Genomic DNA, 14072 nt, shown 5'->3' on the forward strand with positions numbered 1-14072 from the left:
GCGAGGGCTGAACGAAAACACCAATGGTTTGATCAGACAATACTTTACCAAAGGCAGTAGTTTTCAACATATAACTGAGAGTCAAGTAGAGGCTGTCATGCAAAAACTTAATCACAGACCACGAAAAACGCTAAACTACAAAACACCCCATGCGGTATTTTTTGGCGTCGACAAACGACAAGCCGCATGAATACTAGAATTGCACTTCAGAGTTGAATTCGCCAGCTTATTTATCAAATTACTGGGATTACTCATAAAAAAGGAGAGTACCTTAGTCTCTCCTTCTTAATTATCTCGAAATGTTTACTGTTTAGCTTTGTTCGGCAGCCCCACCGATGGGTTTTTCGGGCTTAACGTCGTCTTTTTTTTCAGTGGCAGCTTCAACTCCAACTCCACCACGAGGCGGCAAATCTTCCCAGCCCTCTGGGTCTTTTACTGGTTTCCGCTGCATCAAGTCTTCGATTTGAAACTTGTCGATAGTCTCATATTTCATCAAAGCGGCTGCCATTGTATGAAGAATATCGGTGTTTTCTTTAAGAATTTTTACCGACCGCTCATAGTTTTTGTCAATAATGCAACGGATTTCTTCATCAATGGTATGGGAGGTTTCTTCTGCAACCGTTTTATGTTGTGTTACCGAACGACCCAGAAACACTTCGCCTTCCTCTTCACTATACGCTAACGGACCTAAACGTTGTGACAAGCCCCATTTGGTCACCATATTCCTGGCTAATTCAGTCGCACGCTCTATATCATTGGATGCGCCAGTACTGACTTGCTCCCAGCCGAAAATCAATTCTTCGGCGATACGACCACCGTAAAGGCTTGAAATCATGCTATCCAGCTTTTGTTTGCTGGCACTGTATTGATCGCGCTCAGGCAAAAACATAGTCACACCCAAGGCACGTCCTCTGGGCATTATGCTGACCTTATATACAGGATCATGCTCAGGTACGAGCTTACCGACTATGGCATGACCTGCCTCATGGTAGGCAGTCATCTTTTTTTCTTTTTCGTCCATCACCATAGAATGTCTTTCCGTTCCCATGATGAGTTTATCTTTGGCTTTTTCAAGATCAGACATACTGACCACGCGCTTGTTAAAGCGTGCAGCAAACAAAGCGGCTTCGTTAATCAAATTTGCCAGATCAGCACCAGAAAATCCAGGTGTACCTTGGGCAATATACTTAACCTCAACATCTGGTGCAGCCGGCACTTTTTTCATGTGTACATTGAGAATCTGCTCTCTGCCTTTGACATCGGGCAAACCAACCGTTACCTGACGATCAAAACGACCAGGACGCAATAAGGCCTTATCCAGCACATCCGGTCTATTGGTTGCGGCAATCACAATAATACCTTCATTGCCTTCAAAACCATCCATCTCAACCAATAATTGGTTCAAGGTTTGCTCGCGTTCGTCATTGCCGCCGCCTAAACCAGCGCCACGTTGACGACCTACGGCATCGATTTCATCGATAAAGATGATGCACGGCGCATGTTTTTTGGCTTGCTCGAACATATCTCTGACGCGGGAAGCACCGACACCGACAAACATTTCCACAAAATCGGAACCTGAAATGGTAAAGAATGGGACTTTTGCTTCGCCTGCAATCGCCCTGGCAAGCAAGGTTTTACCGGTGCCTGGAGGACCAATCATCAATGCGCCGCGAGGAATTTTTCCACCCAACTTTTGATATTTAGAGGGATCTCTAAGGAAATCGACCATTTCGACGACTTCTTCTTTGGCTTCATCACAACCGGCAACATCGGCAAAAGTGACTTTAATTTGGTCTTCTTCCAGCATTCTGGCTTTACTTTTGCCAAAGCTCATCGCCCCGCGTCCGCCAGCACCACCACCCTGCATTTGCCGCATAAAGAACACCCAGACGGCTATCAGAAGCAACATGGGGCCGAAGGATACTAGCAACTGCATCAACAAAGACGGTTGTTCGGGCGGAACGGCTTTAATATCGACACCGTTAGCTAGCAAATCATCGACCAAATGGGCATCTGTTGGCGCATAAGTCCTAAATGTTTGCCCAGCCAGCAATTTTCCTTTGACGATATGTTCATCTATCGTCACTTCCTGTACTTGTCCAGCTTTTACCGCTGTTATAAATTGGGAGTAGGTGAGTCCGGTTAAATCGCCCTTATCGCCTTGAACGCCGAAATTGTTAAAAACGGACATCAAAACAACGGCTATAACAACCCAAAGGATAATATTTTTCATCATGTCATTCACTATACACCCCAGACCTGAACGGTTCGGTTAAAAACAGCTTTAATTATATCAGGGCGCGAGCATCCTGACTGTCCTGCATTACTCACTTTTACATTCCCCATAAGGTTTTTCGATGTTATGGGGACGATGAAGGTTTATTTAAAGCCTTTTCCCAAAAGATAAACTTCGTTGCTTCTTGGTCGTGACGCTTTAGGTTTTCTGATGACGACTTTTTCGAAGTGTTGTTGCATATCTCGATGAAAAGCTTCAAAACCCTCACCTTGAAACACTTTAACCAAAAAATCGCCGCCTTTTACCAACACGGCTTTTGCCGTATCCAGTGCTAATTCAGCAAGATACATGGCATTGGGCTGGTCGATTCCCTTGCTGCCGCTCATATTGGGAGCCATATCGGATAGCACAATATCAACAGGTGCAGCAGCAAGTACGGTAGTTAATTCATCCAAAACAGCAGCTTCACGAAAATCACCCTGAATAAAAACCACGCCTTCAATAGACTCCATCTGTAATATGTCCAAGGCGATAAGTTTGCTCTTTTTACCTAACAGAGGACGAGCAAACTGCGACCATCCGCCAGGAGCCGCGCCTAAATCGATGACATTCATGCCAGGTTTAATGAATTTGTCTTTTTCCTGGATTTCCTTGAGCTTAAAAACTGCCCGTGACCGGTAGCCCTGCACCTGAGCCAATTTGACATATTCGTCATCGAAATGTTCCTGCATCCAGCGGTTGCTGCTTTTACTTCGGCTCATTTATCTTTTAGTGTAGAATCTGCGGTTTATTTAAGGTTAACATCATGGATGCGGCAAGCAAGAAAAAACTAAAGGCACAAGCCCACAGCTTAAAACCCGTGATTATTGTTGGTCAGGCTGGATTGACCGATGCTGTGTTGGCAGAAACTGAAATCGCCCTCAATACGCATGAACTGATTAAAGTAAAAGTCCGCGCCGAACGGGATGAGAGAAATAAGATTAACGAAAAAATGTGCACCACCACAGGTGCGACTTTGATTCAAAGTATCGGCCAAATTGCCGTAATCTACCGATTAAATCCAAAGAAGTAGCTTTTTTTGCCTTGCGCCTTTCGCCGTGAGCCTGAATCAAACATACTCTATCGAAATGATCTCATAATCCACATTGCCACCTGGTGCTTTAACGGTAACGACATCCTCAACTTGTTTCCCGATTAACGCCCTGGCAATCGGTGAGCCAATTGAAATACGGCCTTCTTTTATACTGGCCTCATCTTCGCCAACAATTTGATAAGTAACCCGTTTCTCAGAATCAACATCTTCAATTTCGACCGTTGCCCCGAACACGACCGTGCCATTGGCATCAACCTTGGTAACGTCAATAATCTGCGCGTTAGACAGCTTGCCTTCAATTTCGTTAATACGCCCTTCGGCAAAACTTTGTTGCTCCTTCGCGGCATGGTATTCGGCATTTTCTTTTAAGTCGCCATGTGCGCGGGCTGTTGCGATAGACGCAATAATGCGAGGACGGACGACGGACTTTAATTCTTCTAATTCTGCCCGTAGTTTTTCCGCGCCTTTTACTGTCAAGGGTACTTTATTCATTACAAATACTGCTCCAATTGTGGAATTTCTTTATTAAGGAAACTCTAATTAAGTCCTTCGACAAGCTCAGGACGAACGGTAAGGTTTTGATTCCGTTCGTGGTGAACTTGTCGAACCATGAGCGGAATCAACTTGTTCAGAGATTCATTAAGTCAAGCTGTTATGCAAATCCTGCAAACAGTTCACATCCCCAGCATCCAACTCACCCAACGCGTAGCAAGCGGCCTTTGCCCCAGCCATTGTGGTGTAATAAGTCACGCGATGTTGTAATGCTTCACGACGCATGGTGAACGAATCCGAAATGGCTTTTTTGCCTTCGGTGGTGTTGATGATTAATTGGATTTGATCGTTTTTAATCATATCGACAGTATTGGGGCGGCCTTCGTTGACCTTATACACAACTTCACAAGGAATGCCTTCTTGCTGCAGGAACCGCGCTGTGCCGCCTGTAGCAACTATCTGGTAATTTTTGCTGACCAGCATTTTAGCAATCTCCGGTGCTTTGGTTTTATCCTTATCCCTTATACTTATCAATACCTTACCGCTAGCATTCAAGTTAATACCTGTCGCCCGTTGCGATTTTGCAAACGCCTCACCAAAGGTTTTGCCTATGCCCATGACCTCACCAGTCGATTTCATCTCCGGCCCTAATAAGGGATCAACCCCAGGAAATTTAACAAATGGGAAAACAGCTTCTTTGACGGAATAATAAGGTGGAATTCTCTCTTTAGTAATGCCTTGCTGAGCCAATGTTTTTCCAACCATGACCCGTGCGGCGATTTTCGCTAATGGATAGCCAGTCGCTTTAGAAACAAATGGCGCCGTACGTGATGCCCGTGGATTTACCTCAAGCACGTAGATATCTTGGCCTTGAATGGCAAACTGGACATTCATCAACCCTCGTACGCCTAATGCTTCTGCCATCCTGCCGACTTGCTCACGCAATTGGTCTTGCAGATCCTGCGCCAGCTCATAAGGTGGCAAGGAACAGGCAGAATCACCCGAATGCACCCCAGCTTGCTCGATGTGCTCCATCAAGCCGCCTATCAGCACCCGTTCGCCATCATAAATTGCATCGACATCCATTTCTACCGCATCATCAAGAAAGCGATCCAACAACACTGGGGAATCGTTCGACACGCTCACCGCTTCTTTCATGTAACGCTGCAAACCCTCTTCATTGACCACGATTTCCATTGCCCGACCACCTAAAACATAAGATGGGCGCACAACCAACGGATAACCGAGTTCTTTTGCAGCATTAATCGCTTGGTCAACAGAACGTGCAGTGGCATTAGGGGGTTGTTTTAAACCTAGCCGTTCTAGCAATTTCTGGAATCGTTCACGATCCTCAGCCAAATCGATTGAATCTGGCGAAGTACCTATGATTGGCACACCTGCCGCTTCCAAAGCACGAGCCAGTTTCAATGGCGTTTGCCCACCGTATTGCACAATCACACCTTTTGGCTTTTCCAGATGTACGATTTCCAGCACATCTTCCAGTGTCAATGATTCAAAATACAAACGGTCGGAGGTATCAAAATCGGTAGAGACTGTTTCAGGATTGCAGTTGATCATAATGGTTTCATAACCATCTTCACGCAATGCCAAAGCAGCATGGACGCAGCAATAATCGAACTCTATACCTTGACCGATCCGGTTAGGGCCGCCACCTAGAATAATGATTTTTTCCTTATCAGTAACCCTGGCTTCGCATTCTTCTTCATAGGTTGAATACAAATACGCCGTATCAGAGGAAAACTCTGCCGCGCAGGAATCAATTCGCTTATAAACCGGACGGATATTTTGCTTATGACGTACGTTACGTATTTCAGATTCAGACGTATCCAGCAGCTTTGCCAGGCGTATATCAGAAAAACCTTTGCGTTTTAGCTTATAAAGCTCACCTTCTTTCAAGGTAGATAAAGTCTTGGTCGCTAGTGATTGTTCGGTAACGACTAAATCCTGTACTTGCGCCAAAAACCAAGGGTCAATTTTACTGGAATTATGGACATCTTCTAAGGACATACCAATGCGGAAACCATCCGCCACATAGCGCAATCTATCGGGTCCAGGATGGCGCAATTCGCGCTGAATAAGATCGCGGGCATCATCGGCTTGCAAATCGATAATCTCATCCAGGCCACTAATGCCAATCTCTAAGCCGCGCAATGCTTTTTGCAAGGATTCCTGAAAAGTACGGCCTATTGCCATCACTTCACCAACGGACTTCATTTGCGTCGTCAAGCGGTCATCCGCTTGGGGAAATTTTTCAAAGGTAAAACGCGGTATTTTTGTCACCACGTAATCAATCGTCGGTTCAAATGAGGCTGGTGTTGCGCCGCCAGTAATCTCATTTTTCAATTCATCTAAGGTATAACCGACTGCCAGTTTTGCAGCCACTTTAGCGATAGGAAACCCTGTCGCTTTAGATGCCAAAGCAGACGAACGCGACACCCTGGGGTTCATCTCGATGACTATCATGCGCCCATCGACTGGATTGATAGCCACCTGTACGTTGGAACCGCCGGTATCCACGCCAATCTCCCGCAATACTGCAACAGAGACATTACGGAGAATCTGGTATTCCTTATCCGTCAAGGTTTGCGCGGGCGCGACGGTAATGGAATCTCCGGTATGTACCCCCATCGGGTCGAAATTCTCAATCGAGCAAACAATGATGCAGTTGTCCTTTGAATCACGCACCACTTCCATCTCGAACTCTTTCCAGCCGAGCACGGATTCTTCGATCAACAACTCGTTAGTCGGCGACAGATACAAGCCGCGCTCGCAGATTTCGAGAAACTCTTCCTTGTTATAGGCAATACCACCACCACTGCCGCCCATCGTAAACGAGGGGCGGATAACGGTCGGATAGCCAACTTCCTGTTGCGCCGCAAGTGCTTCTTCAATGGAATGGGCAGTTTTGGACTTGGCGACTTCGTAGCCAATTTTCCGCATGGCTTGGTTGAATAGCTCACGGTCTTCGGCTTTGTTGATCGCCTCTTTAGTCGCGCCGATCATTTCCACGCCATATTTTTCCAATACGCCGTGTTCGTCCAGTGCTAAGGCGCAATTCAATGCAGTTTGTCCGCCCATCGTGGGCAAAATGGCATCAGGGCGTTCTTTTTCGATAATTTTTTCTACTGTTTGCCAGTCGATAGGCTCTATGTAGATCGCATCCGCCATTTCAGGATCGGTCATAATCGTGGCGGGGTTGGAATTCACTAGAATGACGCGATAACCTTCCTCCCGTAACGCTTTGCACGCTTGTGTACCGGAGTAATCAAACTCGCACGCCTGCCCAATTACAATAGGACCTGCGCCCAATAACAATATCGATTTTATGTCGCTTCTTTTTGGCATTTTAAAATAAAAGGCGCAAGGCAAAAGGCGCAAGGCCATATTTAAGAATAATCGTTAACATCGTTCTTTCCATAGGTATTACTTAATCACTAAGTTATACGATGACATCAGACCAAACCGCAAATTCATTGTCACTGGGTTCAATAAAATGGAAGCGCCGACCACCCGGAAACGAAAAAATTGGCTTTACCACTCTACCGCCAGACTTTGTCACTTTCTCAAGAGTTGCTTCAAGATTACTGCTATAAAATACTAACAAGCCTGCGCCCTTTTCGGTTGACGAATACAAGTCGGCCTTGAAGAAACCACCGTCCAGCCCTTGACCAGAAAAGGCAATATAATCTGGACCATAATCCTCAAATGACCAACCGAACGCCGTTTCGAAGAAAGCCTTAGTTGTATGCAGATTCCTTGACGGAAATTCTACATAGTTGAGTTTTTTATGCTTGTTCATATTTTACTTTCAGTTTTTTTGCACATCTAAGCATTCATAAGTTCAATGAATTCATCGAACAATCCTTCGACATCATGCGGTCCCGGACTCGCCTCAGGATGACCTTGAAAGCTGAATGCCGGACAATCGGTGCGGCGAATACCCTGCAAACTGCCATCAAATAAGGAATGATAAGTCGCCTCGACATTAGCTGGAAGACTGGCTGCATTGACCGCAAAGCCGTGGTTTTGGCTGCTGATAAGCACGCGTCCGGTGGCTTTTTCTTGCACCGGATGATTCGCACCATGATGACCGAACTTCATCTTCTCGGTTTTTGCACCGCTTGCCAAAGCCAATAATTGATGACCTAAGCAAATGCCGAAAACTGGAATCTTCGTCGTTAATATGGTTTTGATAGCCTCTATTGCATAAGTGCAAGGCTCAGGATCGCCAGGGCCGTTGGACAGAAAAACCCCATCAGGATTCATTGCCAATACCGCATCTGCTGATGTCGTCGCAGGTACAACCGTCACTCGGCAACCCCGGTTGACCAACAACCTGAGAATATTACGTTTAATGCCAAAATCATAAGCGACCACATGCTTGGATAAATTTTCACCTTGAGTATGGCCTAAGTGCAAATCCCAGATGTTCTCAGTCCATTCGTAAGGTTTATCGGTAGTGACTACTTTCGCCAAATCCATACCTTTCAAGCCAGGAAAACCGTCAATCATAAGTTTGGCTTTTTCAACATCTACTGTTTCACCTGCCGCAATGCAACCGCGTTGTGCGCCCTTATCGCGCAGCAAACGGGTCAGTTTACGGGTGTCACAATCAGCAATGGCAACTACCTGATGATCCAGCAAATACTGTTGCAAGGTCTTCTCGCTACGCCAGTTGCTCGCCAGTAAGGGCAAATCACGGATAACCAGCCCACTGGCAAACACCTTGGCCGACTCGTCATCTTCGCGGGTCGTGCCAACATTGCCGATATGTGGATAGGTTAAGGTAATGATTTGCTGGGCATACGAGGGATCGCTCAAGATTTCCTGATAACCCGTCATCGCCGTATTGAACACGACTTCGCCCACAGAATAGCCATCCGCGCCGATAGCCACTCCATTGAATACCGTTCCATCCTCTAAAACCAATACTGCGGACTTACCCAAACACGCCACCTCAAATGTGCAAAACGGGATGAAACCTGACGGTTGCACCCCGTTATAAAAAACTTAAATCGATGAGATTTTACGGGATTTTGGTGTTTTGGTCATTAACAATTTGTGGAATCGCTTATCAAGATAACACTACATCACGCCCATAATCTTATAAACACCCTTGGTATTTAACTGAATGGTAATGGGTTTATCGCTGGCGTTTTCCCAGAACCAGCCGTGTATGCCTTCAAAAGGTGTCATTAGCGAGCCACTGGCTTTGCTGTCTGTGGCAGTAGCGTAGCTTTTAAAATAGCCGTTTTTTGCACCGTTGGGTTCACCATGAAAATCGAAATAAACCGGCTTGCCATCGGTTTTCCATGAATAATCCAGCGCGTAGTCCCTCTCCATGTAGAACTTATACTCAAGCCCTTTTTTGGGTGGAATGACAATCGTCACGGTATCATTGCGCTCTGTTGCTACATCAGCTAGTTGGGTGACGGTAGCTGATGCTTGATTGGTGTTGATTTCTTTCGCCCTATCTCCGACCTGTGCTTGTGCTGCTTCTGGGCAGTTTTTGGCTACTTGTGTAGTTTGTTCTGCCAGTACGTTAAGCCCAAACTTCTTGCCTAATCCAGTTGGATCGATGCCATATTCGGCGTGAAGTACAGCAGTAAACAGGATAAGCAACGCTAATAACACCGCCACCAAGCTGGCGTTAATCAGCGATTTTGTTGATTGTACGGGGATATTTTCTGAATTCATGGCGTTAACTGTACACGAAATAACCGGTTAGCTGGTAACCGAATAAAATCAATCCGCCCGTCATCAGCAAGGTATTGGTGATGGTAGCAAAACTGTAAAAGCTGGACGATCTGCGCCAAAACGCTAGCGCAATCAAAATGAAAAATAAGGCAACAAACTGCCCGACTTCCACACCGACATTAAAAGCCAGCAGGTTTTTCCATAAGTTGGCTTTAGGTAAGGCAAAATCCTGTAACTTAGTCGCCAACCCGAAGCCATGAAATAATCCGAAAATGGCAACCGCAACCTTATTGTTCGGCTGGAAACCCAAAAGCTGCCGGAAACCGCCCAGGTTATCAAACGCTTTGTAGACAATAGACAAGCCAATAATGGCATCGATAAGATAAGAATTGACATGAACTCCTTGTAAAACGCCAAACAATAAGGTCAAACTGTGTCCCAGGGTAAACAGGCTGACATAAATAAGCACATCGCGTACCCGAAATAAAAAGAAAATCACGCCGACCAGAAACAGCAAGTGATCGTACCCAGTCAGCATGTGCTTCGCACCGATGTAAAGGAATGCACCAATCGCAACACCTTGATTGGCAGTCAAAAAATGCTGGGTGTTGGCATCAACGCCGTGAGCATAGAGCTTGGTTGCTATTGCCACTAGTAGCAATAAGCACGAAATATTTAATACTGTTTGTTTTTTAACTCGCATAGGTACAGGTAACGGTAACTTAAGAAATCTCTGTATGTTCTTCGACAAGTTCAGAATTTCCGTAACATCAAATGAAACTTTCTGACCCGATACGGCACTAAATGATGCCGTTTGAATGCTATTTTTAGCATAAATCCTATTACTGTAGCATTTCCAAAAGTGACATTCTTTAGCAAAAACTATCTGGATTGATTATGTTAAAACTACTGTTGGTTTTTATAAGTTTTTCCGCTTTTGCCGCGCCTCGGGTAAATTATCCTCCTGGCGGGTTTCAAGACAACTTTTGGCAGCAGGTTCAGATTCAGCACGTACTAACCCAGCAACAACTTCAATCACAAGATCAATATCGGAGGCAACTGCTGTTACAAGATCAACAACGCCAGATAGATCAATTGCAGGATCAGCAAAGTCAGATAGAGTACCTGCAACGAAATTCAATCATGCGTCAACATTCTGACCTACTTAAAATCTATAGCCAGCCCATTAAAGTGCAACCTCAATGGGTAAAACAAAAACATAAAAAGTAAGCTTACGTATTCTGATGTACAGCATATCTAGCTAAATACGACCACTTCTGCAAGGGTTTTTATCGCCGTCAAGTAGATAAGCTTTTCGTATTGCACCATACGGCTCTTACTTTTGTGCCGTAAAAATGCAGTACGCCGTCAAATTCTGGGTAAACAAATAGTGTTGTGCTACACCCACCCAGTAGTTTGCTGTTTGTCCTTCGGTACGGAGACCTAACCACTCACTGAGTTTTTGGATCGGGTGCAAGCGTTTTGCTACCTTGAGCATGTAATTGATAGAATCCATGGTTTGCGGTGTGAGATCACGCATCGAAACGTCATGAAAGCCATTTTGTTCCAACATGCCGCTGAATTCATCCTTAATACACAAATTGGGGACTGCCCAACCGTTCAGGCATGTCACTATTTCTTTCCATTCTGCTTTATTGAATTCTCGTCGGGTAAAAAAGCCATCACACACCACGATACGTCCGCCTTTACGTAAAACTCGGTAGGCTTCTCTCAAGAAATCGCCCTTGTTAACCGCGTAGCAGGAGCTTTCCAATGCCCAAACCACATCATAAGATTCGTCTTCAAACGGCATTTGGCAAAAATCCGCAACTTCAAAATCCACCAATTCGCCGACACCTTGACGTTTGGCGTGTTGCCCACCGTAGATAGCCTGTTGTTTGCTCACAGTAAGACCTGTAGCCCGATTACCGTAATTTTTTGCCATCCAGATGCTACTTCCACCCACACCACACCCCGCATCTAGCACCCTATCATCTGCTTTAATGTCCGCAGCCTCATACAGCACTTGGTTTTTGTTTAGCAGTGCTTCATGATGTTGATACGGCGTGTCTTTGTCCCAATAACCATAATGGAACGCCAAATTATCCCTATTGCACCATGTGAGCAGATAATCCCAGTAACATTGGTCATAATAATGCGCGGTGTCTTTACGTAATGCTGCACTGGATATTTCAGCATCAACCGGAAGCACTCGATTGTCTTGATTGGATATTAGAGTGTACATGTTTCAGTAAATGGGTTGCAATGAATGGCAAAGCCCGACATTATACCAGCCAATTTACCTACACAAAGCCGTACCGTAGCTGTGTTTACGAAGTGAAACAAATAATTCGAGTCTTAACAACATCGACACAGCCCAGTGGGATGCGTATTACGCACCCAAATCATTGGTATTTGCAGAGATATTTCCAAAACTGAGCGTTTAGTGGTGTATGAAATGTACCTTCTCGGCTGTCGGAAAGAGGGAAATCTTACGACAACCCCAACACGTCCTGCATGTCATACAAACCATTCGATTTATCTCCCAACCAAACCGCCGCCCTTACCGCACCATTTGCGAACGTCATACGGCTTGAGGCCTTGTGGGTGATTTCCACGCGTTCGCCTTCATCGGCAAACATGGCAGTGTGTTCGCCGACAATATCGCCCGCACGGATGGTGGAAAAGCCGATAGTTTTGCGGTCACGTTCGCCCGTTATACCTTCTCTGCCGTAGACGGCGCAGTCTTTTAAATCTCGGTTTAAAGTCTTGGCGATAACTTCGCCCATCCTTAACGCTGTGCCGGAAGGCGCATCGACTTTGTGCCGGTGGTGAGCTTCGATGATTTCGATGTCGGTGTAATCACCCATGATCTTAGCGGCCATTTCCAAGAGTTTGAGGGTCAGGTTTACGCCAACGCTCATATTCGGTGCCATCATAATTGCTGTTGTTTTCGCCGCTTCGGCTATTTTCGCTTTTTGGGTATCGCTAAACCCAGTCGTGCCGATCACCATTTTTTTTCCGGCTTGTCGGCAGTGTTCCAGGTAGTCTATGGAAACATCCGGTCTGGTGAAGTCGATCAACACATCAAATTGGTCGCTGACCGCTGCAAGGCTATCCGTAACTTTAACGCCAGCAGTACCCACCCCTGCTATGTCTCCCGCATCTTTGCCCATCACAGGGCTGTCTGGGCGGTCAATCGCAACAGTTAACGTGAGGGCTGGTGCTTGGGTAACGGCTTGTATTAAGGTCAAGCCCATGCGCCCAGACGCACCGACTATGGCAACTCGCATCATCATTTATCCTGTCAGTTTATCGAAAAAACTTTTTACGCCGTCCGTCCAGGAATGCTCCTGTGGGCTGTGTTGTTTGCCGCCGCCTGTCAAAGAGGCGTTGAGTTGTTCAATCAAGGCTTTTTGCTCTTTTGTCAAATGCACGGGGGTTTCGATGTTGACTTTGCAAATCAAATCACCAACTGCTCCGCCCCTGACAGGCTTAACGCCTTTGCCACGTAATCTGAACAATTTACCCGTTTGCGTTTCTGCGGGAATTTTTAGCATCACCCTGCCATTAAGGGTCGGGACTGAAATTTCATCCCCTAAACTAGCGGTGGCAAAGCTGATGGGTACTTCGCAGTAAAGATTAGCGCCATCACGGGTGAAAATCGCATGATCTTTGACATGAATCTGCACATACAAGTCACCTGCGGGAGCGCCGCGTTCCCCTGCTTCGCCTTCACCTGCCAAGCGGATACGGTCTCCGGTATCGACACCTGCGGGGATTTTAGCCGATAACGTTTTGGTTTCTTGTACACGCCCGTCGCCACGACATACGCCGCAGGGATCTTTGATCTGCTTACCGGTACCGCGACAGGTTGGGCAGGTTTGTTGCACGGAAAAAAAACCTTGCTGCATCCGCACCTGACCATGCCCATGACAGGTGGAACAGATGACTGGGCTGGAGCCTTTTTTAGCGCCCGTGCTATCGCACTCCTTACACGCCACCAGGACGGGTACGCGAAGTTTTGATTCCGTTCCGGCGACGGCTTCTTCAAGCGTCAATTCCAGGTTATAGCGAAGATCTGAACCCCTTTGTGCGCCACGTTGCCTGCCGCCACCACCACCAAAAACATCACCGAAGACATCGCCAAACATGTCGCTGAAACTTTCGCTGGTAAAGCCCCCTCGTCCGCCACCGCCCATAGAGCCATCGACACCCGCATGACCGAATTGGTCGTAAGCTGAGCGTTTTTGGGCATCCGACAGCACTTCGTAAGCTTCTTTTATTTGCTTGAACTTGGCCTCGGCTGTCTCGGGGTTGTCTTTATTCCTATCGGGATGAAACTTCATCGCCATGCTACGGTAGCTTTTTTTGATCTCCGCATCGCTGGCGTTGCGCTCAACACCCAGTAGTTTGTAATAATCTTCTTTTGCCATAACGTAAATAACCGCCAACGTGGGCGGTTTTGTGGTGTGAATAAATAAAGGTGGCGCTTATCGTCATAAGTACCACCTTATCGCTTTATTAAAGTAC

General features: G+C 46.2%; 14 protein-coding genes. 2 read left to right on the top strand and 12 right to left on the bottom strand.

The genetic code is table 11. The annotated features are described in order from the left end of the window. The coding region (locus AC1YY3_RS01115) for a transposase (RefSeq protein ID WP_482194244.1) at nt 1-190 on the top strand (190 nt) is incomplete at its 5' end. A 120-nt stretch (nt 191-310) separates the two neighbouring features. Here AC1YY3_RS01115 and ftsH read toward each other — a convergent pair. Continuing rightward, entirely contained in the window at nt 311-2236 is a 1926-nt protein-coding gene (gene ftsH / locus AC1YY3_RS01120; RefSeq protein ID WP_481823117.1) for an ATP-dependent zinc metalloprotease FtsH, read from the bottom strand. A gap of 143 nt (nt 2237-2379) precedes the next feature. Then, the gene (rlmE, locus tag AC1YY3_RS01125; RefSeq protein WP_481823116.1) at nt 2380-2997 is read right to left on the bottom strand and encodes a 23S rRNA (uridine(2552)-2'-O)-methyltransferase RlmE; all 618 of its coding nucleotides are present in this window, start codon (nt 2995-2997) and stop codon (nt 2380-2382) included. Nucleotides 2998-3041: 44 nt separating this feature from the next. Here rlmE and yhbY point away from each other — a divergent pair, with 44 nt between their 5' ends. Further along, a complete protein-coding gene (yhbY, locus tag AC1YY3_RS01130; RefSeq protein WP_481823115.1) occupies nt 3042-3308 on the top strand; it encodes a ribosome assembly RNA-binding protein YhbY in 267 nt (88 codons plus the stop codon). 36 nt (nt 3309-3344) lie between these two features. Here the strand turns inward: yhbY and greA are convergent, their stop codons facing one another. The 10 genes from greA to dnaJ all read right to left on the bottom strand — a co-directional run bounded on the left by greA (nt 3345) and on the right by dnaJ (nt 13975). Then, nucleotides 3345-3821: a transcription elongation factor GreA gene (greA, locus tag AC1YY3_RS01135; RefSeq protein ID WP_481823114.1), complete on the bottom strand. Its 477-nt coding sequence runs from the start codon at nt 3819-3821 to the stop codon at nt 3345-3347. A gap of 147 nt (nt 3822-3968) precedes the next feature. Further along, on the bottom strand, nt 3969-7187 hold the full coding sequence (gene carB / locus AC1YY3_RS01140) for a carbamoyl-phosphate synthase large subunit (protein WP_481823113.1): 3219 nt from the start codon (nt 7185-7187) through the stop codon (nt 3969-3971). Nucleotides 7188-7281: 94 nt separating this feature from the next. After that, the gene (locus tag AC1YY3_RS01145; RefSeq protein ID WP_481823112.1) at nt 7282-7641 is read right to left on the bottom strand and encodes a VOC family protein; all 360 of its coding nucleotides are present in this window, start codon (nt 7639-7641) and stop codon (nt 7282-7284) included. A 26-nt stretch (nt 7642-7667) separates the two neighbouring features. After that, a complete protein-coding gene (gene carA / locus AC1YY3_RS01150) occupies nt 7668-8789 on the bottom strand; it encodes a glutamine-hydrolyzing carbamoyl-phosphate synthase small subunit (RefSeq protein WP_481823111.1) in 1122 nt (373 codons plus the stop codon). Between the two features lie 138 nt (nt 8790-8927). After that, nucleotides 8928-9539, bottom strand: a complete 612-nt coding sequence (locus AC1YY3_RS01155) for a hypothetical protein (RefSeq protein ID WP_481823110.1) — start codon at nt 9537-9539, stop codon at nt 8928-8930. A gap of 4 nt (nt 9540-9543) precedes the next feature. Continuing rightward, nucleotides 9544-10191: a HupE/UreJ family protein gene (locus tag AC1YY3_RS01160; RefSeq protein WP_481823109.1), complete on the bottom strand. Its 648-nt coding sequence runs from the start codon at nt 10189-10191 to the stop codon at nt 9544-9546. A 267-nt stretch (nt 10192-10458) separates the two neighbouring features. Continuing rightward, complete coding sequence (locus tag AC1YY3_RS01165) at nt 10459-10680, bottom strand: hypothetical protein (RefSeq protein WP_481823108.1); 222 nt, start codon at nt 10678-10680, stop codon at nt 10459-10461. A 195-nt stretch (nt 10681-10875) separates the two neighbouring features. Then, nucleotides 10876-11784, bottom strand: coding sequence for a class I SAM-dependent methyltransferase (locus tag AC1YY3_RS01170; RefSeq protein ID WP_481823107.1), 909 nt, complete (start codon nt 11782-11784; stop codon nt 10876-10878). Between the two features lie 247 nt (nt 11785-12031). Next, nucleotides 12032-12835: a 4-hydroxy-tetrahydrodipicolinate reductase gene (dapB, locus tag AC1YY3_RS01175; RefSeq protein ID WP_481823106.1), complete on the bottom strand. Its 804-nt coding sequence runs from the start codon at nt 12833-12835 to the stop codon at nt 12032-12034. Nucleotides 12836-12838: 3 nt separating this feature from the next. Continuing rightward, nucleotides 12839-13975 carry a molecular chaperone DnaJ gene (gene dnaJ, locus AC1YY3_RS01180; protein ID WP_481823105.1) on the bottom strand — a complete coding sequence of 379 codons (1137 nt, stop codon included), beginning with the start codon at nt 13973-13975 and terminating at the stop codon, nt 12839-12841. Nucleotides 13976-14072 lie beyond the last annotated feature (97 nt).

The organism is Methyloglobulus sp., assembly GCF_964779595.1.

Excerpts from the sequence above, each read along its gene's own strand:
- ftsH (WP_481823117.1), bottom strand. The coding sequence starts at position 2,236 with ATGATGAAAAATATTATCCTTTGGGTTGTTATAGCCGTTGTTTTGATG.
- rlmE (WP_481823116.1), bottom strand. The coding sequence starts at position 2,997 with ATGAGCCGAAGTAAAAGCAGCAACCGCTGGATGCAGGAACATTTCGAT.
- yhbY (WP_481823115.1), top strand. The coding sequence starts at position 3,042 with ATGGATGCGGCAAGCAAGAAAAAACTAAAGGCACAAGCCCACAGCTTA.
- greA (WP_481823114.1), bottom strand. The coding sequence starts at position 3,821 with ATGAATAAAGTACCCTTGACAGTAAAAGGCGCGGAAAAACTACGGGCA.
- carB (WP_481823113.1), bottom strand. The coding sequence starts at position 7,187 with ATGCCAAAAAGAAGCGACATAAAATCGATATTGTTATTGGGCGCAGGT.
- AC1YY3_RS01145 (WP_481823112.1), bottom strand. The coding sequence starts at position 7,641 with ATGAACAAGCATAAAAAACTCAACTATGTAGAATTTCCGTCAAGGAAT.
- AC1YY3_RS01155 (WP_481823110.1), bottom strand. The coding sequence starts at position 9,539 with ATGAATTCAGAAAATATCCCCGTACAATCAACAAAATCGCTGATTAAC.
- AC1YY3_RS01170 (WP_481823107.1), bottom strand. The coding sequence starts at position 11,784 with ATGTACACTCTAATATCCAATCAAGACAATCGAGTGCTTCCGGTTGAT.
- dapB (WP_481823106.1), bottom strand. The coding sequence starts at position 12,835 with ATGATGCGAGTTGCCATAGTCGGTGCGTCTGGGCGCATGGGCTTGACC.
- dnaJ (WP_481823105.1), bottom strand. The coding sequence starts at position 13,975 with ATGGCAAAAGAAGATTATTACAAACTACTGGGTGTTGAGCGCAACGCC.